This window comes from Ensifer sp. Root558, from assembly GCF_001427045.1.
Taxonomy (GTDB): Bacteria; Pseudomonadota; Alphaproteobacteria; order Rhizobiales; family Rhizobiaceae; genus Ensifer; species Ensifer adhaerens.
Genome location: NZ_LMGC01000033.1, coordinates 312,161 through 332,848 on the forward strand (window position 1 = coordinate 312,161; position 20,688 = coordinate 332,848).

The following is a 20,688-nucleotide window of genomic DNA, read 5'->3' on the forward strand; positions in this document are numbered from 1 at the left end:
GACCAGTGCATCGGCCGGCCGAGTCATGGGGCCAAATGCGAAGCGCCGCATGTTCGGGTGAACATGCGGCGCTTCGTTTCGTGTCTGTGAGGCTTATTTCTTCAACTGTGCCTGCTCGGGGCTCGCCGGGAAGGACGGGTCCGTCTTCTTGCCGCGCAGAAGGTCGAGCGCGTAGTTCAGCTGCAGGTCGTCCTTGGCTTCCGGCGGCACATAGGCGACCGAGCCGGAGCCTTCGTCGGTCTCGCTCTGGCCTTGGATGTGGCCGCGCAGATCGGACTCGCCCTGAGCCTCGACCTTGCCGAGCAGTTCCGGCGGCAGCGGCTGTTCGACCTTGATGTCGGGCGTAATGCCCGTGCCTTGGATCGATTTGCCTGACGGCGTGTAGTAGAGCGCCGTCGTCAGACGCAGCGCACCGGCTTCGCCGAGGGGGATGATCGTCTGGACCGAACCCTTGCCGAAGGAGCGCGTGCCGAGCACGGTCGCGCGCTTCAGGTCCTGCAGGGCACCGGCGACGATTTCCGAAGCGGAGGCCGAGCCGCCGTTGACCAGAACGACTACCGGCTTGCCATCGGTCAGATCGCCCGGCGTGGCGTTGAAGCGACGGGTCTCGTCCGGGTTGCGGCCGCGGGTCGAAACGACTTCGCCACGTTCCAGGAAGGCGTCGGAGACGTTGATCGCCTGATCGAGCAGACCGCCCGGGTTGAGGCGCAGGTCGAGCACGTAGCCCTTCAGCTTATCGGCCGGCACTTCGGCCTTGATCTTCTCGATGCCCTTCTTCAGGTCGTCATAGGTCTTTTCAGTGAAGGATATGACGCGCAGGTAGCCGACGTCGCCTTCGGTGCGGAACTTGACCGCACGAACGGCGATGACGTCGCGGACGATCGTCAGTTCGATCGGCTTGTCCGCGCCCTTGCGCAGGATCGTCAGCTTGATCGGGGTGCCGATGGCGCCGCGCATCTTTTCGACGGCGTCTTCGAGCTTCAGTCCGCGAACATCCGCACCGTCGATCTTGGAAATGAAGTCGCCGGCAAGCACGCCGGCGCGGGCCGCAGGTGTGTCGTCGATCGGGCTCGTGACCTTGACGAGGTCGTCTTCCATCGTCACTTCGATGCCGAGGCCGCCGAATTCACCGCGCGTCTGGGTGCGCATGTCCTCGGCATCGGTCGAGTTCATGTAGCTCGAATGCGGGTCGAGCGAGGAAAGCATGCCGTTGATCGCGTTCTCGATCAGCTTGTCGTCCTGCGGCGGCGTCACGTATTGCGCCCGCACGCGTTCGAACACGTCGCCGAAGATTGCCAGTTCGCGATAGGTCGAGGTGTTGGCAGCGACGGCCGGAACGACAGCCGAATAAACCACGCCCATCGCGGTCGCGCCCATCAGCGCCCCGACCAGAACAAGTGAAGCCCTACGTATCATTTCGCGCCTTTCCAACCTCTGCTGCGGTCCACCATGGTCGGGAATCAACCGGTTTTCCGTCTTTTCGGAATTCAATGTAAAGCGTCGGCCGGTCCGTTTCCAGCGCCAAGGCCGCAGCGCTCGCCACTCTTTTTGCGCCCATCGTCGCCAGCGGTTCTCCGGCGACGACGAACTGCCCAGTCTGAACGCTCACCTTCTCCATCCCCGAAAGCACGACGTGGTAGCCGTCGCCCGGGTTGAGAATGATCATCTGCCCATAACTGCGGAAATTGCCTGCATAGACGATCCAGCCATCTGACGGCGCAGTCACCAGCGCGCCGGGATTGGTTTCCAACATGATCCCTTGCAGGGAATGCCCCGTGCCGTCTGCATCGCCGAATTTGCGCAACAGCGATCCCGCGGCCGGATAGGCAAGCTTGTTCCTCAGCTCCGAAAACACATATGCGGGCGCAATGCGGTTTTTGTCAGGCACCGCATTGCGGGCGAGTTCCCGCGCCGCCTCGCGCTCTGCCTCGCTCATACGACGGCGTTCTTCCTCCTGCGCGCGCGCCGCTTCGGCAGCCTCGCGAACGGAGGAGATCTGGTCCTCGAGCGAGCCGATCAGGCCCTGGAGATTGGTCGCCTGCGAGGCCAGTTCCTGCGCCTTGCGCTGCTCGGCCGCAAGTTCGCTGGCGCTCGTCTGGCGCAGCTTTTCCTTTTCGGCAACCAGCATCGACATGCGGCGCTCTTCCTCGACATTGGCGGTCATTGCCGCAGTCAGGTCCTCGCGCTGCCGGTCGATGCCGGTGCGGATGTCGGCGAGCGCCTTGAGGTCGGCCACCAGGTTTTCGGTTTCCTTGCGCAGGCCGGGCACGACGGCGCCAAGCAGAATGGCGCTGCGCACGGAGCCGAGCGCATCCTCAGGCGTCACCAGGATCGCCGGCGGCGGGTTGCGTCCCATCCGCTGCAGGGCGGCGAGCACCTCGGCAAGCACGCCCCGGCGTGAGCGCAGCGAGCGACGGACCGTGTCTTCCTTGGTTCTAAGGTCGCTCAGCTTCTTCTCGCCATCGACGATCTGCTGTTCGAGATCCTGGCGTTTCTTTGCGGACTCGACGATTGCGGCGCGCAGCGTCTCGTTGGTCTTGTCGATTTCGGCAATGGTTTCCGTCAGCGCATTGGCGCGCTCCTGGGAAAGCGTGATCGTCTTGGAGAGCGCATCCAGTTCGCTGCGCGTACTGTTGCGGCGAAGCGTGAGGTCGGCGGCGGGGTCGGGCGGGCCCTGCTCCTGACCGGTCGCGGCGGCGGGCGGCGTGGCCTCCTGGGCGCTCGCCGGCAGGCCGATCGCAAGCGCAAGCGCAAAGGCCGCCGCAGTACGGGCAAGCCGTCCTGCGTCGTCTCTTCCCATGCCGAAAACGCTGGTCCTGCCTCGGGGCGTCATCCGTTGCGTGCGTCCATCCGAAAATATGAGGAAAAAACCTAATCTGATTTGGCGCGCACGACCAAGCATATTCTCGTTATCGCCGCGTGTACCGGGAGAGGTTGCCCGAAAAGCAGCCCCGCCGCTTCAGACCCGATGATAGGGGTGGCCGGAGAGAATGGTGACGGCCCGATAGAGCTGCTCGGCGATCAGGATGCGCACGAGCTGGTGCGGCCAGGTCATCTTTCCAAGGTTCAGCACCGCATCGGCGCGGGGATGAAGGCTCGGATCGAGACCATCGGCGCCACCGATCGCGATCATCAGGTCACGCTTGCCGCTGTCGCGGAACGTGCCGAGAAGCGATGAGAAGCCTTCCGAATCCAGCGCCTTGCCGCGTTCGTCCAAGAGCACGAGCAGACTGCCTTCGGCCAGTGCCTTTTCGAGCTGTGCGGCTTCCTCGCGCTTGCGCGTCTCGGCGTTCGAAGCACGACTTTCGTTGACTTCGACGACGCGGGAAAGCTCAAGCCCGATCGCCGGACCGGCCTTGGAGAAGCGATCGAGATAACGGGCCGCAAGATCCTTTTCCGGCCCCGCCTTGAGGCGGCCGACTGCGAAAAGTCCGATACGCATGACCTTGTCCGTCCTCGCTTGCGCTGCAACGCGCACTGCATAGTTCCTGAAATCGGGTCGATTCAAGGAGAATCTTATACCGCGTTCCTGGAGCCTTGCAGCGTCGTTGCGCGCCTTGTCCGGTTGACGGGCCTGCAGGTTACGATCAGTCGCAACAAATATCCGGCTGACAACGCCGCCCAAGGCGGCGCCAGCCCTTCACATTCATGCATGACCGCAACTCGGCTCGTCCGGCATTCAGCTGCGCGGCGACCCGGTCGGTCTCAATGCAAGGTGCCGTCCTCGATCTCGGGAGCCGCCCACATCTTCTCGATGTTGTAGAACTCCCGGATTTCCGGCCGGAAGATGTGAACGATCACATCACCGGTGTCGATCAGCACCCAGTCACCGCCTTCCAGACCTTCGACACGGGCATTGCCAAAGCCCCCGTCTTTCAGGTCGGTCGTCAGGTGATCTGCAATGGCCATCACATGCCTGTTCGATCGCCCGGAGACAACGACCATGAAGTCTCCCAGCGCCGACTTTCCGGCAATGTTGATGCTGACGATGTCTTCTGCCTTCGAGTCCTCTAGGCTCTCGAGGACCAGTTGAAGCGCACGGACAGCGGCTTCGTCGCTAGATCCCGTGCTGCGCGGGAATGCGGTAACCGCATATCCCTTGGCGTGTGCTGTTGTCAGGGTCTTTCCTTTCCACATGAACAGAACAGGCACTTCCGATTCGAACAAAGATCGAACCGTCCATGAATGTAGGCATCAAACCGTAGCTGTTTCAAGACAGCAGAACTGAATCCCTGGAAATCATACTCCACCGGCGGCGCGAAGCGCCGTCGAACTCATCGATGAGCGCGGTCCATGGATGAAGGTCCAGGCTGGCGCGCGGTGGAAGGGGAGGCGCCGCGCGTCGTCCTCGTCGATGCGAGCATAGTCGAAGGTTTTCGCCATGCGTGAGGAGAGATAGGCGAGCGTCGAGCCCGGCCGATCGATGACGGCGATCGGAAAAGTGCGGGCGATCTTCTGCCAGTTCTGCCAGCGATGGAAGCTCTTCAGGTTGTCGGCGCCCATGATCCAGACGAAGCGAATGTCGCGGTTTCGCGCCTGCACGATTTCGAGCGTGCGGGCGGTATAGCTCTGCCTCAACGCCTTTTCGAAGGCCGTCACCTTGATGCGCGGGTTGTGCGCGATCGCTTCGCTCATGGCGATGCGGTCGGCAAGCGGCGCCAGATTGTTGTGGTCCTTCAGCGGATTGCCGGGGGTCACCATCCACCAGAGCTGGTCGAGCCCGAGCCGTTGGATCGCCGTGTCGGCAACGAGCACATGGCCCTCATGCGGCGGGTTGAAGGATCCGCCGAAGAGGCCCACCACCATGCCGGCTTCGACATGGGGCATGCGCAGGTAGCGGGTGTTCACCCTGCCTGCCGTCACCTCAGGGCCTGACCTGTCCAGCACCACGCACCCGATACTTGAAAGAGGTCAGCTGTTCGACGCCGACCGGTCCGCGCGCATGCATCTTGCCCGTGGCGATGCCGATTTCACCGCCCATGCCGAATTCGCCGCCATCGGCAAACTGGGTCGAGGCGTTATGCAGCAAGATCGCGGAATCGATCTCCGAGAAGAAACGCTCGACGACCTCGGGATCCTCAGCGATGACGGCCTCCGTGTGGGCCGACGACCAGGTCCCGATGTGCTCGATCGCACCGGCGATCCCGTCAACCAGCTTCACGGAGATGATGGCGTCGAGATATTCCGTTGCCCAATCCTCGTCGGTCGCTTCCTTCAGGCCGTCGACCGCGCCTGAGAGCTCGTCGGAGACGCGTACTTCGCAGCCCGCTGACAGCAGGGCGTTCAGCAACGGCTTGACCAGTCGGTCGGCGTCGTTGCGGTCGATCAGCAGTGTTTCGGCAGCACCACAGATACCGGTGCGGCGCATCTTGGCGTTGACGACGATCTTTTCCGCCATGGCGAGATCGGCAGAGGCATCGACATAGATGTGGCAGAGGCCTTCGAGATGGGCAAAGACCGGCACGCGCGCTTCGTTCTGCACCCGGGCAACGAGGCTCTTGCCCCCGCGCGGTACAATCACATCAATCGTGCCGCCAAGACCCGAGAGCATGGCGCCGACGGCCGCGCGGTCAGAGACCGGCACCATCTGGATCGCATGTTCCGGCAGGCCGGCGGCTTTGAGGCCTTCGACGAGGCAGGCATGGATCGCGCTGGAGGAATGGAAGCTGTCGGAGCCGCCGCGCAGGATCACGGCGTTGCCGGCCTTGAGGCACAGCGCGCCGGCATCAGCCGTCACGTTCGGCCGGCTTTCATAAATGACGCCAATGACGCCGAGCGGCGTGCGGACGCGCTCGATGTGCAGGCCGTTCGGCCGGTCCCATTCGGCAATGATGTCACCGACCGGATCTTTGAACTCGGCAATCGCGCGAATGCCGTTTGCCATGTCGCGGATGCGGCCTTCGCTCAGCGTCAGGCGGTCGATGAAAGAGGCGGCGACGCCGCTTTCTCGGGCGTTTTCAAGGTCGATCGCATTGGCCGCCAGGATCTCGTCCGTGCGGGCGACGATCGCATCGGCCATGGCGATCAGGGCGGCGTGCTTGCGTTCGGCGCTGGCGATGGCAAGCGGTCGGCTGGCGGCCTTGGCGTTGCGGCCGATCTCCAGCATGACGGTCTCGACGTCGCCCTTGTTTTTCACCTCGTCAAGCATGGACTTCATCCTTCCGGCTGCCCTCGGCCTCAGCGCGTTTTCCGGTCATCACCATATCGTCGCGGTGCACCATGGCGGCGCGGCCGGCATAGCCGAGGATCGCGGCGATCTCGGCCGATTTCTTGCCGGCGATCTGGCGGGCTTCGTCGGCATCGTAGCCGGCAAGACCACGGGCGATCTCGCGGCCGGAGGTGCCGAGAATGGCGATGGTGTCACCGCGGCTGAAGCTGCCCGTCACGTCACGGACGCCGGCCGGCAGCAGGCTCTTGCCCGAGCGCAGCGCCTCTTCGGCACCGGCATCGACGGCAAGCGTTCCGGCCGGCAGCAATTGCCCGGCAATCCAGGTCTTGCGCGCGGTCACCGGCGAGCCTGATGGTGCGAACCAGGACGAACGGGCACCGTCCTCGATCGCCGCCAGCGGATGGTTCGGCTTGCCTGAGGCGATGATCATGGCGCAGCCGGCGGTCGTGGCGATCTTGCCGGCATCGATCTTGGTGCGCATGCCGCCGCGCGAAAGCTCGGATGCCGCACCCCCGGCCATGGCCTCGATCTCAGGGGTGATCTCGGCGATCGTTTCGAGGAAGCGGGCGTTCGGGTCGAGATGCGGCGGGGCCGTGTAGAGCCCATCGATATCGGAGAGCAGCACCAGCAAATCGGCGCCGACCATAGTGGCGACACGGGCGGCGAGACGATCGTTGTCGCCATAGCGGATTTCTGTGGTCGCGACCGTATCGTTCTCGTTGATGATCGGCACGGCGCCGAGTTTCAGCAGCTGGTTGATGGTGGCGCGGGCGTTGAGGTAGCGGCGGCGCTCTTCCGTGTCGCCGAGTGTCAGCAGCACCTGGCCGGCGACGATGGCATCGGTCGAAAGGCTCTCCGACCAGGCGCGCGCGAGCGCAATCTGGCCGACGGCGGCGGCCGCCTGGCTCTCTTCGAGCTTCAGGGCACCTGCCGGCAGGTTGAGCACGGTACGGCCGAGCGCGATCGCGCCCGAGGAGACGACCAGCACTTCGACGCCCTTGGACTTCAGGCCGGCGATGTCGGCGCACATGGCGTCAAGCCAGGCCTTCTTCAGCCCGGTGGCGCGGTCGACCAGCAATGCCGACCCGATCTTGATGACGACCCGGCGATACTTCAAAAGCGGCTTGCGGGTCTTGGTCATCTCAGAGGTTCTCCTCGCCATAGCCTTCACCGGCCTTGGCGGCGACGATGACGCTGCGCAACGCTCGCAGCGCTTCGGTCATGCCCTTGCCGACGGCGGCAGAGAGCAGCAGGGGCTGCTCGCCGCAGGCCTTGGCCAGCGCCTTGGCTTTTATCTTCAGCTCGTCCTCGTCGAGCACGTCGATCTGCGACAGTGCGATGATCTGCGGCTTGTCTTCCAGCCCGCCGCCATAGGCTTCGAGCTCGTGCCTGACCGTCTTATAGGCCTTGGCGACATCTTCCTCCTGGGCGGAGACGAGGTGCAGCAGCACACGCGTGCGCTCGACATGGCCGAGGAAGCGGTCGCCGATGCCCACACCTTCATGCGCACCTTCGATCAGGCCGGGAATGTCGGCGATAATGAACTCGTTGCCGTCGATGGTGGCGACGCCGAGATTGGGATGCAGCGTCGTGAACGGATAGTTGGCGATCTTCGGGCGAGCGCGCGTGCAGGCGGCAAGGAAGGTCGACTTGCCGGCATTCGGCAGACCGACGAGACCGGCATCAGCGATCAGCTTCAGCCGCAGCCAGAGCGTCTTCTCGTCGCCCTCGAGACCGGGGTTGGCCCAGTTCGGCGCCTGGTTGGTCGCGGACTTGAAGCGGGCGTTGCCGAAGCCGCCATTGCCACCGGCGGCCAGCCGATAGCGCTGGCCCTCGGCGACCATGTCGACGATCAGCGTCTCGTTGTCTTCCTCGAAGATCTGGGTGCCGACCGGGACCTTCAGCGTCACGTCGTCGCCGCCGGCGCCGGTGCGGTTGCGGCCCATGCCGTGCTGGCCGGTCTTGGCCTTGAAGTGCTGTTGGTAACGGAAGTCGATGAGCGTGTTCAGACCGTTGACGGCCTCAACCCAGACGTCTCCGCCACGGCCGCCGTCGCCGCCGTCCGGTCCGCCGAACTCGATGAACTTCTCGCGCCGGAACGAGACGGCGCCTGCGCCACCGTCGCCGGAGCGGATATAGACTTTCGTTTCGTCGAGAAATTTCATTGGGCTGCCATCTGTTCGGTGTAAGTGCGCGGTCTTAGAAAGTGTTACAGCGACCTTTGCAGGTCCTAAAGGATGCGCGGCGCTGTAATTTGCCGCCATCGATATAGGCGGTTTATTCGGAGGTCAAAGAATATCGTGCGGTTCGTTAGCTACAACATCCAATACGGCATCGGCCTCGACGGTCGCTTCGATCCCGAGCGTATCGCCGCTTCGATCGGGGACGCCGACATCATCGCGCTTCAGGAAGTGACGCGCGGCTTTCACCGCAACGGCCATGTCGATCTCGTCACCCGCTTCGAAAAGCTGTTTCCCGGCCATTTCTCCGCCTTCCACGCGCCTTGCGACATCGACATCGGTTCGGCGATCGAGGATGGACGCGCCGTCAGCCGGCGCTTCCAGTTCGGCAACATGATCCTGTCGCGCTGGCCGATCCTTGCAACCCGGCTCATCCCCTTGCCGCGCACCCGCACGATCAGCCCGATGAACCTGCAGCGCGGGGCGACGGAAGCGCTGGTCGCAACGCCCGACGGTCCGCTCCGGGTCTATTCCGTGCATCTCGATCATGTGCTGCCGGCCGAGCGTATTGCCCAGATCCGTTATCTCAAGGAGCGGCTGCTCGGTTATCCGCTCGAAGGCGGCGCGATCACCGGGGCGGCCGATTTCGGCATGGCCGAGCCGCCGCATCCGGAGGACTTCGTCGTCATGGGCGATTTCAACATGGAGCCGGAGACGCCGGAATACTGCGCGATGACCGGCTCGCGCGACGCCTTCTACGGCCGTTCGCTGCGGCTTGAGAATCCGGTCGATGCGCTTGCCCATCTCGGCCGCCTGACGCCTGAAAGCTATAGCTGGATCCATCCCGAAAACCCCGAAAAACGCATGCATCTCGACTATTGTTTCTTGAGCGCCGGCCTTGCGTCTCGTCTCACCGATGCCTGGACCGACTATGAGGCCAAGGGTTCCGACCACCTGCCTGTCGGTTTCACGCTCGCATGACAAAAAAGGTCCCCGCGAAGCCCGAGCTTCGCGGGGATGTTCTCTAGTGCGGTCGGCGCAGATCGGCGGCGGTCAGCCGCGTCTCGATATGGGCGACCATGGCGTTGCGCGCGAGCGCATAGACCTGGGCGCAGCCGGTGATCTGGAAGCCGATCTTCTCCTGCACCTTCAGCGATCCCGGATTGTCGGCAAAGACGCCGGAATGCAGGGTCGTTTCGGGCATGCGGCGGAAGAAGCGCTCGACCGCCGCATAGGTCGCCTCCGAGGCAAAGCCCTTGCCCCAGTAGAAGCGGTTCAGCCAGTAGCCGACATGCCATTGGCCGTGGCGGAGCTCGATGCCGACGCAGCCGATGTGCACGTCGTCACCGGTGGTGACGGCGAAGGTCCAGTCGGGCGTCAGCCCCGAAGTCTGCGCCGTCAGCCAGTCGAGCGCGTCCTGCTGATCGTAGGGCGCGGGAACGCGCGCCAGCATGCGCGCCACCTGGAAATCGCCGAGCGACTGGGCGATCGCCTCGGCGTCGTTTCGCCGATGCGGGCGCAGGACCAGGCGCTTGGTCTCGATGACCGGGCAGGGGCCGGGACCGGGGCGGGCAACGATCCGCTGGCGTTCGGAAGCGAGCGCGTTCATCGCATGCCTCCCCAGCTTCTCAAGGAGACCCAGGTCTTGCGGTCGAGCCGGTACCATTCGACGGCGATCGAGCCGCCGAGCGCCAGGCTGCCGACCATGCCGCTGCCCTGGAACTGGAAACCGCACTTCTGGATGACCCGGCGCGATGCCAAGTTCATGACCCGGCAGCGCGCATCGATCTGGTCGATGTCGCGGGTGCGGAAGGCCATGTCGGTCAGGACCTGGGCGGCCTCGGTGGCATAGCCCTGGTTCCAATAGGGCTCGCCCAGCCAATAGCCGAGCTCCGCCGTCTTGCCATCGGGATGCGGCTCGATACCGCAACAACCGAGAAATGCGCCATTGTCCGCTTTGGTAATCGCGTAGACGCACTTGCCAATCGTGCCGGCTTTCGCGCGTCGCACGAAGTCGGCGGCATCGGCCGTCGTATACGGGTGCGGCATGCGCGAAACCATGGTCGCGACATTGGCATTGTTGGCAAGATGGGCAAGGGCGTCGATATCGTCTTCATGGGGCGCGCGCAGAACGAGCCGGGGTGACAACAATATCGGGCAATCGGTCCTTGACCGTTGGGGCCTCAGCCTCTGCTCGGGAGACCGGGATTGGTCTTCCCTCAACAACTCGGTTTGCATGGTTTCCTCCAGAAACGAAAAAGGGGAGTTGGGTATTGCCCCATCTCCCCTTTGAAGTCTGGCTTGGAACCATCAGGTGCGTCAGCCGGGTCGATGAGACGCCGGCTGTTTTAGAGCGCTACCGGCTTATTCCGCTGCTTCGGCTTTCGGCATTACAGACACGTACACGCGGCCATTGGCCTTCGTACGGAAGTCCACGTTGCCGGCCGTAAGTGCAAAAATCGTGTGGTCCTTACCGAGGCCGACATTGGCGCCCGGATGCCACTTCGTACCGCGCTGGCGCACGATAATGTTGCCTGCAATGACGTTCTCGCCGCCGAACTTCTTCACGCCAAGGCGCTTGGACTCAGAATCGCGACCGTTACGCGACGAACCGCCAGCTTTTTTGTGTGCCATTGGTGTTCTCCTTTAAACCTTAGATCCCTGAACTCAGTTTGCAGCGGCTTCAGCGGCAGCTTCAGACTTCTTCGAAGCCTTCTTTGCCTTGCCACCGGCAGCAGCGATGTCCAGGATGCGGACGGTCGTCTGGTGCTGGCGGTGACCGCGCGAGCGCTTGGAGTTCTGGCGGCGACGCTTCTTGAAGGCGATGACCTTCTTGGCGCGACCCTGCTCAACAACTTCAGCGCTGACAACGGCGCCTTCGACAAACGGAGCACCGATGGTTGCATCGGCGCCAACGCCGACCATCAGGATCTCGGTGAATTCGATCTTGTCGCCTGCAACGCCTTCCAGCTTTTCGATGGTGAGGACGTCGTTGGCGGCCACGCGGTACTGCTTACCGCCGGTCTTGATGACTGCGAACATTTTTTATCCTTTCATGTTCGATCCGGCTCTCTGCCCGAAGACAAGGCCGTCTTTTTCTCAGTCGACAGTTGAGTGGATCTCCTTTTCGGATATCCACCGGTGAAAGGGCGCAAATCACACCCGCTGCGGTGAAGCTAGGCCACACCACTTCATTGCGCGGATTACAAGGATTTGCACAGGCGTGTCAAGGCGAAAGCAACGAGGCCGTTACATATTCTTCAAACAAGGCCCTTGCCAGCACCCGAATCTGCCGCTATGAACCCGACCGCGCCGAACAAGCGCCGACCAGCAAAGCGGAGAGGTGGCTGAGTGGTCGAAAGCACCGCACTCGAAATGCGGCGTACGGGCAACCGTACCGTGGGTTCGAATCCCACCCTCTCCGCCATAATCTATCTCACCACCATGTGCTATGCGAAGCAGCCCGACTTCAGGGCGGTTCACGGAAGCTTCCGGGGTTCGTTGTTTAAACGCGCGTCTCTATCAACTCGACTTCGGCGTCCAGGAAACAAAATCGCCAGCAGGCTCGATATCTGTTTCAGGATGGGGGCGGGCACGTCCCTGTTGTGTCGGAGGCGGGGCGATCGATCGTTCTCCTTGCCAGCGGTCATCCGGCGCTTCCGATAGCCCACCCTGATATGGCGATCGCGGGTCGTGCGCCGCGTCAAAGGGTGACCCATCTGACAACGATGTCGCGGCGTTGTCGCCAGCGATTGCGGTTTGCCGAACTATAGCCATCGATGCCGTTGCGAACCGGGCAAGGGCGTCGGCGGCCGGGCTGACGGCACGTTCGTGCTTCCGCGGCGAAACGCAGCTGCCTAGGCGACTTTCAGCGCCGCGGAAATTTCCGACAAGGTGGCCTTCTCAGCATCGCTGACAGCGACGCCGCCGAAGCCCAGGAAGCCGCCTTCCTTGGCGGCTTCCGCCACCTTCTGGCTGATCTGGTATAGCCATGTGCTGAAGGCTGCGACATCACCCTGCGCCTTGGTCTCGACGAGTGTCCGGGCCTGATTCAGCGTTTCAATGCACCTGGCCTTCATGTCCTCCGGCTTGGCACCCTTGAGTTTCGTCTGCAGCCCATCGCGAGCGGCGGTCCGGCCCTCCGAGGTTTCGAAGTCGGCGACCAGCGCCTTGACGAGCGGGCTTGCTGCGGCATCGGCTTTTGCCTGCAGAAGTGCGCTGCTGTTGGCGATGCCTTCCTTCATCATCCCCCAGAGGCCGCTCGGCTCCGCGGCCGTCACGGCAATGCCGGCCATCATCACGCTCTCCAGGAGCAGCGTCCATTCTTCCGGGGTGAATGTCGATTTGTCGGCCATGGCCGTCTTCCTTCCTATCCGGTTTCGTCGATGACAATCGCCAACGGTCCGTGCGGAATGCAGGGCCGGCAGCTCATGCTTGGGCTGGTTCTTCAGGTCGCCAGTGAGGCGAGCTTGGTCTTCAATGCATCGATTGCGGGTTTCACGATGTCGGAAGCGCCGGGTATCGCCAGCACCTTGTCGAAAAGCCCGTTGAGCGTTGGCATCATCGGCCCGACGAGCGCGGAAAGGGCTGCCTTCTGTTCGGCAGACAGTTGCCCGGTGGCGCCCGTGACTTTGTCGAGCCCGGCTGAAATCTCCTCCAGTTTCGGCAGGGCGGCCGTGGCCGAGGCGGCGTCCGTGACACCGGTCAGCGTTGTCTGCAGGCTCGCCATGCTGTCCTGGACCTGCCGGCCGATGTCGACCCCGCCGACCGTCAAGCTTTGCCCCGCCGTGCCAGCCTGTGGCGCGACCTCTCCGCTCGGTCTGCCGAACAGATAGAAGAGCACGGCTGCAAGCGCGAGCACGGCAATCACCCAGTAGAGCCAGTTGCGCGACCCGGACGGCGTCGCCGCCTCGGCTGCGCGCTGACCGGCTCCACCGACGGACGAAGCCGCTGTCGCGGCGTTGCGGGCGACCTGGCTCGCCGAGGCCGCGGCAGACTGTGCCGAAGCGCCGAGCCCGCCGAGCAAGCCTGTTCCGCCAAGCAGTTCTCTTGCGCCGGAGGGCAGGGCGGCCGCGATGTTGTCCTTCTGGCTCGCGAGCAGTCCGGCAATGCCATTGGCGCTGAGATCGCCGCCGCTCTGCCGGGCAAGGCCACCCAGCACGAGGGGAGCAAGCGTCGCCAGCAACGAACCGCTCGCCCGCGGGTCCATGCCGGAGATCCCGCCGATGGCGCTTGCCAGCGCACTGCCGTCCTTTGCCCCGAAGATTGACGAAATGATCTGTGACCCGTTCTGGCTAAGCGTCGCCTGATCGCCTCCCTGAAGCATCCCGATGAGACTGTCGAGCGATCCGCCTTGTTGACTGGCGGTATCGGCGATCTTCTGCGCCCCGCCCGGTTGCGCGGCGACACCCGTCAGTCCCGCCAGCACCGCGGGAATGGCGGCGCTGACGGCGCCCTGCACCTTGCTGCTGTCGAGCCCGAGCGCCGAAGCGATGCGTGCGATCATGTCAGGGGTAAGCATCTGCGCGATATACGAAACAAGATTGCTGGCCATTGGCTTTTCCTCCACGTTGATGTCGTCGGACATCGACGGCGCTCATGGAGCGGTCGTCCGACGGCGCGGCAATTGGCTGCAAGCAATTCGCGTTTATCTGATTGTCGGTCGCGAGGCGGGTTCCTCTGGAACCTTCGGCCCAAAAATATTAGCACTTGTGGATGTAAATGGCCAGTTCTCGGCAACTTGCGGAAACGGCAGAACGTGGCGCATTGAACACGCGCGCTAGTGCGCCAGCATGTTGAGCGGCCCGTGACCCGGCAGCCGAGGCAGGAGGGAAGCAGGCGGACCGTCGGCCGCAGGGCCGGTTTAAGGGTCGCGACGACAGCGCCGCAGGATGCTTGCGGTCACGCGCGGGCCGGCCTGACCTGATGCCCGCACCCATAGTCTGATCCCCAGCCGCGAGGCCAGGGATCCCGTCGGTTTCGCGTTACTTCTTCGGCGATTTCTCCGCCGGCGACGGTGCCGCCTGCAGGTTGCCGAGCAGCGACGAGATCGCATTTTCGCCGTTGAAGCCTGCTTCCTTCAGCAGTTGGTCGACGATCGGCTTGTTGGCCTGGTAGGACAGGAGCTGGCCCGCCAACCCGTCGCCAAGGCCGATGCCGTTGGCAGCACCGTCGCCGCCGCCGTTGCGGCCGAGCATGCCGCCGGTGTCGAAGATGCGGATGTCGGAGATCTTCTCGATCGGCTTGACCGCTTCTGCCAGCGCTTCGGGAATGATGCGGATGCGTTCGCGCAGGATCTCGAATTCAATGATGGCGGAGCTCAGCTTGTTGCGGGCCTCGTTGAGCAGCGCCTCGCTCTCGGCTGCGGCCTTGCCGGTTTCGAGCACGCCCTTCGCCTTGATGATCGCGGCGTCGGCCTCGGCGGTGGCCAGCGTCTTGATCGCATCGGCCTGGTCGAGGGCCGCCTGCTTTTCGGCTTCGGCGCCGACGGTCACGGCGGTCGCTTCGGTTTCGGCGTTCTTGCGGGCGTCGATGACGGCGATCTGGCGTTCGCGTTCGGCGATTTCCACGGCCTTTGCCGTCTCCACCTTTTCTTCCGCGGCGATGGCGAGCGCGCGGGCGGTTTCAGCCTGGGCCTTCGCCTCGGACTCTTCCCGGCTCTTGTTGGCAACCGCGATGGCGCTTTCCTGCGAAACGATCTGCAGGTCGCGGCGGGCTTCCGTGTCGCGCTGCTGCACGGCGCGGGTGGCGTCGATGTTGGCGCTTTCACGCGCCTGCTTGGCAAGCGCCTCGCGTTCGGCGATCGCCTGCTCGGCGGCGATGCGAGCTTCTTCCTCGGCGCGCTTGGCCGCCTGTTCCTGCTGCGCGGTTTCGGCGCGGGTGGCGGCCGACTTGTTGGCGATGTCGCGTTCCTGGTTCAGCTCCGCCTCGCGCTTGGTGCGCTCGATCGTCAGCGATTGCTGGCGGGCTTCCAGATCCTTCTGGGCGATCGCGACTTCGGTATCGCGCACGATCTCGTTGCGCTCCTTCTTGCGGCCCTCGGTAATGCGGGTCAGCGCCGCAAGACCATGCGCGTCGAAGAAGTTGTTGGCGTTGAAGTGCTTGATATCCGTCTGGTCGAGACGGGTCAGCGAAACGGATTCGAGTTCGAGACCGTTCGACTGCAGGTCGGCGCCGACCGCTTCCTGCACCGCCTTGACGAAATCCATGCGCTGTTCCTGCAGCGCGTCGAGGCTCATGGTGGCGGCGACCGAGCGCAGACCGTCGACGAACTTGGCCTCGATCAGCACGCGCAGCTGTTCGGCATCGTTGGTACGGTCGCCGAGTGTCTGGGCTGCAAGCGCGATCGAGGAGGCATCGGGCTTCACGCGGACATAGAATTCCGCGCCGATATCGACGCGCATGCGGTCCTTGGTGATCAGCGCGTCGCCTTCGCCACGACGGACTTCAAGGCGCAGCGTCTTCAGGTTGACGCGGGCGATCGAGTGGAAGATCGGCAGCACGATGGAGCCGCCGTCGAGGACCACCTTCTGGCCGCCAAGGCCCGTGCGCACATAGGCTTCGTCGCGGCTCGAGCGGGTATAGAGCGATGCAAGAACAAAGCCGATGCCGAGGATCAGGACGATGCCGATGCCGGCCGGCACCAAGAGTTCATAAAACATGGTTGCTCCGTGAGACTTTAAGACGTGGGAATTTTAAGGATTGGGCGGCGTCAGCAGGTCTGCCGGCGCCGATATCGCAATGAAAATGTTGGAAACGCGATCGACGACGAGCACCTGCGCGCCGATGGCGATCGGTTGCTCGTTGCGGGCGGCGCGCGCGCGCAGCACATGCCAGTTGCCGTGGCGATCCTTGAGGCGGATGCGTCCCGGCAGGCCCTGGTCCAGTGGGCCGACGGTGACTTCGCCGCTGCGGCCGACGAAATCGCCGAGATCGACGGCATAGCTTTCGTCACGCGGCACGATCTTTGCCACCCATCGGCTCGACATCCGAACTGCGGGCAGCGAGACGGCGAGTGCCGGTAGCGCCGCGACAAGGGCAGGCAGCGGCACCCACAGGGCCCCGGCCACCGCCTGGATGACAAAACCGATCATCGCGAAGAGGCCGAGGAAAAGCATCAGCAGCACGAGCAGCGGTACGCCGCCGACATTGAACCAGGACATCAGCCCGCCCAATGCGTTGTGGTCGTCCAGCCAGGCCTTGTCGATCGCCTCACCCAGTGAGAAGCCGAGCAGCAGGCAGAGGAGCTCGATGCCGGTGAAGGCGGCCAACATCACCGCCGCAACCGCGAAGGGTAGGGATTCCGGGGCGAGGAAGAACAGCATCGGCGTCAGTGCTGCTTTGCCTTGAGTGCGGCCAGTCTCGCGTCGATCGCCCGATCGCGATGCAGGCGGTCGAGTTCGTCCAGCTCGGCGCTGTTGCCGTGTTCTCCGCCCGGTACGCCCGTGGCGCGGGAGACGGCGGCAGCGGCGCGGGCGGCACCGTCCACCGGGCTGGGCTTCGCCAGGCCCGAAACCTTGCTCTCGGGGAACTGGGCGATGCTGCGCTTGAGATCGGCGAGCCGCGCCTCGGCCTCGCGGCGGGTGGCAAGCACCGCCTGCAGCGCCTGCTGGCCCTCTTCGAGATCGGTGCGGGCGCCGGCGAGCGCCTTGTCCAGGGCGGCGAGCTGCGATTCCAGGTCGATCTGGCGGGCGACGCCGGCCTTGGCAAGGTCTTCCCGGGCGGCAGAGATGGCGGTGCTGATCTTTTCGTCCAGCTTTTCGAGATCGGCGCCGATTTCGTCGCGGCGGCTGAGGATGCGATACTCCTCGGCGCGTGCCTGGCCGATATCGACCCGGGCCTCTTCAGCCGCCGCGTCGATTTCGCGGAGTGCCTGTTCGACGATCACGATCTTGTTGCTGCCTTCCGCCTTGTCGACGGCGGCATTGGCGAGACCGGCGATCAAGCGGCCCATACGGGATAGGATGCCTTCATTCGTCATCATTTTCTTCTCCGTTCGGTCGGAATGCGTGGTGACGCCAATGTGGATCTGATAGCCGCCGTGCTGTGCAACGAGCTGGGCGGCGAAGATATTCAGAGTGCCCGGCGAATAGCCGGCGACGTCGTATGGGATCGCGACGCGACCACGCACGGTGGCGACGGTCAGATCCGACGGTCCCTTGATTGCGAAAAGCTTGTCGTCCAGCGGCAGCCTTTCGGCATTGGCCTGCTGTCCGCGGTTTGCCGCGAAGTCACGCAGTCCAAGCGTGACCATGCGCGCCGGAAGCCCGGTGCGCTCCCGGACCGTTTCGTAGGCAAGTTCATGCAACGTTACGAGATTGGCGCCCGCCTTTTCGCCGGCGAGTTCATCGAGCATCGCCAGCATGTCGCCGTAGGCAACGAAGGTTTCTTCCAGCGCACGTCTGGCCTCCGCGTCCGGCGCGAGATCGTAGTACAAGATCGACGTGTGGTTGCCCTGAGCCATGAGCAATAACATAAAGCACCACTTTCGTGCTTTCAAGGATTGGCTCAGGTTTAAGTTGCAATTTTCTTCTGCTGAACGCGCGCAACGGTCGCGCGCCGGCAATGCGGGTTGCAGCGGGCGGAAGAGGGGCGCGTTGAAAGCGGACGATTGTCCGGCGGGTTCACTCCGCCGCGTTGTTGCGCAACCAGGTTTCCAGCGCGGCAATCACCGAGAGCCGCAGGCTTGCGCCCTTGGACAGGGCGCGGGTGAGGGACAGGTCGTCGCCGGCAAATCCCATCTCGGCCATGATGTCGTTCGCCCGCATCCGGCGGCGATTCATGATCGTGCGGATTTCGGCGATCGTTTCGGGGAGCAGGTAGCGACCGCTGGCAATCGCGGGGGGCGCTGCGAGCGGCGGATCGATATGAGCGTGTGGGGCAAGCCCGTCCGGGCCGCCATTGCTGCTCAGCCACTTGAGGAACGTTTCACGCTCGGTGGGGCTTGCCTTGGTCCAGGAATTCTTGAGCTTGTCGAGGCGCGTGCGCTCGTCCTTAAGCCCTGCCGCGATAAGCGCCTTGCGTAGCGACGGGATGCGGCCGGCGATCAGATCCGCATGGATGTCGGGAAAATCGAGTTTCAGGCGCTGCACGTCCGCGGTTTCGTCGCTCTTGGTTTTCTTCGACATGCTCATTCCCGCGTCGTTCGTCGGCGACATGCTCTAGCGTGCTCGTGCGCCCGGCGCGAGCGAAATAGGTCGCTATCCTCTATCCTTTGTCGGTCGACCCCGTTAGGGAGCGCATGGAGAATAACGCGACGCTGCGTGCTGTGCCCTTCGCCTGATGTCATGCATCCAGCTTTACGCAAGTCCCTTCGCCTATAGTCACCTCAATGGCCGGGATGTGACACGGCGAATGAAGGACAATGATATGTCAAACGATATCGAGCATTACCGCGACCCATCCGACACGATGGTTGCCCTCTATCTCGCGAACAATGACGGCGACGAACTGACCGATGTCTTGGTCGCCGCGCTTGAAGATGCCTTCCGCATCCTCCGTGACGAGATCTCCGGCGAAACGATGCATTGAGCGGAGCGCGTCTCCTCCACGAACTATTTTTCGAACGTAATCCACCATCGGTTGCGAATCGAATCAGGGATGTCCTGTTCTGACCGGGTTTCAATCGGCGACGCGTCGGATGTCGGGAGAGTTCGCGGCCACGTATCGCTTGCGCTAGGGGAGACGCACAAGCATGACATTTTCTATCTGGCATACGGTCATCGGCGTACCGGTCTGGCTGATCCTTCAGGCCTCGAAGCGCTCACGCTAAAGCGCGTCGCAGATCAAGTCTGCTTCATCGCATATCGCTGTCGCAAAATCGGCGCGCACATCGCTCGGCATGCTTGGCGCATCAAGGCGCGAGCAATTGGCCGTAGAGAACAAGGCGTTGCGGAGTTCCGATTTCAACGGGATCCATGCCCGCTTGATGTCCTTCGACGACGACTGCCGAACCGGACTGCTTGCAGGCTGGTGTTTCATTCGATGACCATCGGGCGCGCCGTTCAAGCTTCCTGAAGCAGCGCCTCGGCTGAAAGGGCTGACGCCAGTACGGTCGCATCGGTTCCGTTTCTCCCAACCAGCATCAGTCCGGCCGGCCGCACAAGGCCCGGCATCGGCAGGGTGATAGCGGCGAGATCGAACTGGTTGGCGACCTGGCAGTTGCGCAGCAGCAGGCTCTCCACGCGGTCGTATTCCGCCGCGTCGGTGTCGACGCTTGCGATGGACACGGCCGCAATCGGCGTCGTCGGCAGTGCGATGAGATCGTAGGGCGAGAGCCGCTCGTCCATGGCGGCAGCGAGCGCATGCCGGGTTTGCAGCAGGGCCGAGATCGTCGCGTCGGGCACCAAAAGGCGGCGGCGAAGCGAGAACTTGACCCTTTCGTCGACTGGGACGGCCGCATCACCCAGCCATCCGGCGTGGATACGGCTTGCCTCCAGGCCCGCAATCGAGCCGATCCGCGTCGCTTGGCCGAGCTTCTCGATCAAGTCATCGATGGTGCAGTCGACGATCTTGGCACCCGCTTTGGCCAGTCGGTCGAGGCTTGCCGCAAAGGCGTCGGCGACTTCGGGGGAGAGGTCTTCAAACAGCCTGCCACGGGGGATGCCGATACGAAGATCTGCGACAGGACGGGCGACAAGCGGCCTTGGCTGCTCGCCGGCCATCACAGCATCGGTCGCTGCACAATCGGCCGCGGTCCGGGCGAGCGGTCCGAGCGAATCCAGAACCGGCGAGAGCGGAAAGGCGCCATCGAGCGGGATGCGGTTCGCCGTCGGCTTGAAGCCGACGATGCCGTTCAGCGCCGCGGGGATGCGGATCGAGCCACCGGTATCTGAACCGATGGCAATGTCACAGGTGCCTTCTGCTGCCGACACGCCAGCGCCCGAGGATGAACCGCCGGGGATCAGGCTTTCGTCTGTGGCGTTTCCGGGCACGGGGTAGTGCGGATTGAGCCCGACGGCCGTAAACGCGAATTCGGTCATATGCGTCTTGCCGATAATGACCGCACCGGCAGCACGCAGCCGCTGGACAACGAGCGCGTCTTTTTGGGCCGGCGGCGCGTCGCGGCGGATGATGGAGCCGGCAAGCGTCGGTTCGCCGGCGATATCCAACAGGTCCTTGATTGAAACGATCTTGCCGTCGAGCGGCCCAAGGCTGTCCCCCGCCCGCCGGCGGTGGTCGGCCGCGTCTGCCTCGCTCCGCGCGCGCTCTTCGTAGAGCCGGACAAAAGCCTTTTCCTCGTGCCGACGATTGTTGAGCCGGCTCAGGATCTGTTCCAGGCGGTCGCGGACGGAGACGTTGGCGGCATGGGACACGATGATCACCTGTCGATTTGTGTGG

Annotated in this window: 21 protein-coding genes and 1 tRNA gene; 3 read left to right on the top strand and 19 right to left on the bottom strand. The window is 63.6% G+C overall.

Translation table 11 applies throughout. The features are described from left to right. Nucleotides 1–93: 93 nt before the first annotated feature. The 8 genes from ASD63_RS25440 to obgE all read right to left on the bottom strand — a co-directional run bounded on the left by ASD63_RS25440 (nt 94) and on the right by obgE (nt 8,334). Nucleotides 94–1,416 (bottom strand): S41 family peptidase, encoded by a 1,323-nt coding sequence (locus ASD63_RS25440; protein WP_034802677.1) that lies wholly within the window; start codon nt 1,414–1,416, stop codon nt 94–96. Beyond that, on the bottom strand, nt 1,406–2,800 hold the full coding sequence (locus tag ASD63_RS25445) for a murein hydrolase activator EnvC (RefSeq protein WP_060521429.1): 1,395 nt from the start codon (nt 2,798–2,800) through the stop codon (nt 1,406–1,408). The genes ASD63_RS25440 and ASD63_RS25445 overlap by 11 nt, the downstream gene beginning before the upstream one ends. 159 nt (nt 2,801–2,959) lie before the next feature. Further along, nucleotides 2,960–3,442, bottom strand: coding sequence for a 23S rRNA (pseudouridine(1915)-N(3))-methyltransferase RlmH (rlmH, locus tag ASD63_RS25450; protein ID WP_034802670.1), 483 nt, complete (start codon nt 3,440–3,442; stop codon nt 2,960–2,962). 263 nt (nt 3,443–3,705) lie between these two features. After that, on the bottom strand, nt 3,706–4,137 hold the full coding sequence (rsfS, locus tag ASD63_RS25455) for a ribosome silencing factor (RefSeq protein ID WP_034802667.1): 432 nt from the start codon (nt 4,135–4,137) through the stop codon (nt 3,706–3,708). A 102-nt stretch (nt 4,138–4,239) separates the two neighbouring features. After that, complete coding sequence (locus tag ASD63_RS25460) at nt 4,240–4,848, bottom strand: nicotinate-nucleotide adenylyltransferase (protein WP_034802664.1); 609 nt, start codon at nt 4,846–4,848, stop codon at nt 4,240–4,242. A 16-nt stretch (nt 4,849–4,864) separates the two neighbouring features. Then, complete coding sequence (locus tag ASD63_RS25465; RefSeq protein ID WP_034803104.1) at nt 4,865–6,148, bottom strand: glutamate-5-semialdehyde dehydrogenase; 1,284 nt, start codon at nt 6,146–6,148, stop codon at nt 4,865–4,867. Beyond that, nucleotides 6,141–7,310 (bottom strand): glutamate 5-kinase, encoded by a 1,170-nt coding sequence (proB, locus tag ASD63_RS25470; RefSeq protein ID WP_034802661.1) that lies wholly within the window; start codon nt 7,308–7,310, stop codon nt 6,141–6,143. Before proB ends, ASD63_RS25465 begins: the two co-directional genes overlap by 8 nt. A gap of 1 nt (nt 7,311) precedes the next feature. Beyond that, nucleotides 7,312–8,334, bottom strand: coding sequence for a GTPase ObgE (gene obgE, locus ASD63_RS25475; RefSeq protein ID WP_034802658.1), 1,023 nt, complete (start codon nt 8,332–8,334; stop codon nt 7,312–7,314). Between the two features lie 135 nt (nt 8,335–8,469). Between obgE and ASD63_RS25480 the strand changes: the two genes are divergently transcribed. Next, the gene (locus ASD63_RS25480) at nt 8,470–9,330 is read left to right on the top strand and encodes an endonuclease/exonuclease/phosphatase family protein (RefSeq protein ID WP_034802655.1); all 861 of its coding nucleotides are present in this window, start codon (nt 8,470–8,472) and stop codon (nt 9,328–9,330) included. Between the two features lie 43 nt (nt 9,331–9,373). Here ASD63_RS25480 and ASD63_RS25485 read toward each other — a convergent pair whose 3' ends face one another. From ASD63_RS25485 to rplU, 4 genes are all read right to left on the bottom strand, one after another. After that, the gene (locus tag ASD63_RS25485) at nt 9,374–9,958 is read right to left on the bottom strand and encodes a GNAT family N-acetyltransferase (protein WP_034802652.1); all 585 of its coding nucleotides are present in this window, start codon (nt 9,956–9,958) and stop codon (nt 9,374–9,376) included. Next, entirely contained in the window at nt 9,955–10,587 is a 633-nt protein-coding gene (locus ASD63_RS25490; RefSeq protein WP_034802649.1) for a GNAT family protein, read from the bottom strand. Before ASD63_RS25490 ends, ASD63_RS25485 begins: the two co-directional genes overlap by 4 nt. Nucleotides 10,588–10,713: 126 nt before the next feature. Beyond that, nucleotides 10,714–10,983 carry a 50S ribosomal protein L27 gene (gene rpmA / locus ASD63_RS25495; RefSeq protein ID WP_034802646.1) on the bottom strand — a complete coding sequence of 90 codons (270 nt, stop codon included), beginning with the start codon at nt 10,981–10,983 and terminating at the stop codon, nt 10,714–10,716. 33 nt (nt 10,984–11,016) lie between these two features. Continuing rightward, complete coding sequence (gene rplU, locus ASD63_RS25500) at nt 11,017–11,391, bottom strand: 50S ribosomal protein L21 (protein ID WP_034802644.1); 375 nt, start codon at nt 11,389–11,391, stop codon at nt 11,017–11,019. Nucleotides 11,392–11,686: 295 nt separating this feature from the next. On the opposite strand from rplU, the gene ASD63_RS25505 reads away from it, so the two are divergent. Further along, nucleotides 11,687–11,776, top strand: a tRNA-Ser gene (locus ASD63_RS25505). A gap of 430 nt (nt 11,777–12,206) precedes the next feature. On the opposite strand, the gene ASD63_RS25510 is transcribed toward ASD63_RS25505, so the two are convergent. The 6 genes from ASD63_RS25510 to ASD63_RS25535 form a co-directional block, all read right to left on the bottom strand. Further along, complete coding sequence (locus ASD63_RS25510) at nt 12,207–12,704, bottom strand: hypothetical protein (RefSeq protein WP_034802641.1); 498 nt, start codon at nt 12,702–12,704, stop codon at nt 12,207–12,209. Between the two features lie 92 nt (nt 12,705–12,796). Continuing rightward, nucleotides 12,797–13,903, bottom strand: coding sequence for a DUF937 domain-containing protein (locus ASD63_RS25515; protein WP_159415406.1), 1,107 nt, complete (start codon nt 13,901–13,903; stop codon nt 12,797–12,799). Between the two features lie 430 nt (nt 13,904–14,333). Continuing rightward, nucleotides 14,334–16,010: a flotillin domain-containing protein gene (locus tag ASD63_RS25520; RefSeq protein ID WP_034802635.1), complete on the bottom strand. Its 1,677-nt coding sequence runs from the start codon at nt 16,008–16,010 to the stop codon at nt 14,334–14,336. Between the two features lie 33 nt (nt 16,011–16,043). Continuing rightward, entirely contained in the window at nt 16,044–16,673 is a 630-nt protein-coding gene (locus ASD63_RS25525) for an OB-fold-containig protein (protein ID WP_034802632.1), read from the bottom strand. A 5-nt stretch (nt 16,674–16,678) separates the two neighbouring features. After that, nucleotides 16,679–17,824: a PspA/IM30 family protein gene (locus ASD63_RS25530; RefSeq protein WP_234798715.1), complete on the bottom strand. Its 1,146-nt coding sequence runs from the start codon at nt 17,822–17,824 to the stop codon at nt 16,679–16,681. A 148-nt stretch (nt 17,825–17,972) separates the two neighbouring features. After that, nucleotides 17,973–18,476, bottom strand: a complete 504-nt coding sequence (locus ASD63_RS25535; RefSeq protein WP_034803102.1) for a hypothetical protein — start codon at nt 18,474–18,476, stop codon at nt 17,973–17,975. Between the two features lie 241 nt (nt 18,477–18,717). On the opposite strand from ASD63_RS25535, the gene ASD63_RS35780 reads away from it, so the two are divergent. Then, nucleotides 18,718–18,879, top strand: a complete 162-nt coding sequence (locus ASD63_RS35780) for a hypothetical protein (protein ID WP_089044398.1) — start codon at nt 18,718–18,720, stop codon at nt 18,877–18,879. Between the two features lie 473 nt (nt 18,880–19,352). On the opposite strand, the gene ASD63_RS25545 is transcribed toward ASD63_RS35780, so the two are convergent. Continuing rightward, nucleotides 19,353–20,663, bottom strand: a complete 1,311-nt coding sequence (locus tag ASD63_RS25545; RefSeq protein ID WP_034803099.1) for an amidase — start codon at nt 20,661–20,663, stop codon at nt 19,353–19,355. Nucleotides 20,664–20,688 lie beyond the last annotated feature (25 nt).

Bases quoted from the DNA above. Each gene is read 5' to 3' on its own strand.
- obgE (WP_034802658.1), bottom strand. From the start codon at position 8,334: ATGAAATTTCTCGACGAAACGAAAGTCTATATCCGCTCCGGCGACGGT.
- rpmA (WP_034802646.1), bottom strand. From the start codon at position 10,983: ATGGCACACAAAAAAGCTGGCGGTTCGTCGCGTAACGGTCGCGATTCT.
- proB (WP_034802661.1), bottom strand. From the start codon at position 7,310: ATGACCAAGACCCGCAAGCCGCTTTTGAAGTATCGCCGGGTCGTCATC.
- rsfS (WP_034802667.1), bottom strand. From the start codon at position 4,137: ATGTGGAAAGGAAAGACCCTGACAACAGCACACGCCAAGGGATATGCG.
- rplU (WP_034802644.1), bottom strand. From the start codon at position 11,391: ATGTTCGCAGTCATCAAGACCGGCGGTAAGCAGTACCGCGTGGCCGCC.
- ASD63_RS25490 (WP_034802649.1), bottom strand. From the start codon at position 10,587: ATGCAAACCGAGTTGTTGAGGGAAGACCAATCCCGGTCTCCCGAGCAG.
- ASD63_RS25535 (WP_034803102.1), bottom strand. From the start codon at position 18,476: ATGTCGAAGAAAACCAAGAGCGACGAAACCGCGGACGTGCAGCGCCTG.
- ASD63_RS25520 (WP_034802635.1), bottom strand. From the start codon at position 16,010: ATGTTTTATGAACTCTTGGTGCCGGCCGGCATCGGCATCGTCCTGATC.
- ASD63_RS35780 (WP_089044398.1), top strand. From the start codon at position 18,718: ATGTCAAACGATATCGAGCATTACCGCGACCCATCCGACACGATGGTT.
- ASD63_RS25465 (WP_034803104.1), bottom strand. From the start codon at position 6,148: ATGCTTGACGAGGTGAAAAACAAGGGCGACGTCGAGACCGTCATGCTG.
- rlmH (WP_034802670.1), bottom strand. From the start codon at position 3,442: ATGCGTATCGGACTTTTCGCAGTCGGCCGCCTCAAGGCGGGGCCGGAA.
- ASD63_RS25510 (WP_034802641.1), bottom strand. From the start codon at position 12,704: ATGGCCGACAAATCGACATTCACCCCGGAAGAATGGACGCTGCTCCTG.
- ASD63_RS25440 (WP_034802677.1), bottom strand. From the start codon at position 1,416: ATGATACGTAGGGCTTCACTTGTTCTGGTCGGGGCGCTGATGGGCGCG.
- ASD63_RS25530 (WP_234798715.1), bottom strand. From the start codon at position 17,824: ATGTTATTGCTCATGGCTCAGGGCAACCACACGTCGATCTTGTACTAC.
- ASD63_RS25515 (WP_159415406.1), bottom strand. From the start codon at position 13,903: ATGGCCAGCAATCTTGTTTCGTATATCGCGCAGATGCTTACCCCTGAC.
- ASD63_RS25445 (WP_060521429.1), bottom strand. From the start codon at position 2,800: ATGGGAAGAGACGACGCAGGACGGCTTGCCCGTACTGCGGCGGCCTTT.
- ASD63_RS25525 (WP_034802632.1), bottom strand. From the start codon at position 16,673: ATGCTGTTCTTCCTCGCCCCGGAATCCCTACCCTTCGCGGTTGCGGCG.
- ASD63_RS25485 (WP_034802652.1), bottom strand. From the start codon at position 9,958: ATGAACGCGCTCGCTTCCGAACGCCAGCGGATCGTTGCCCGCCCCGGT.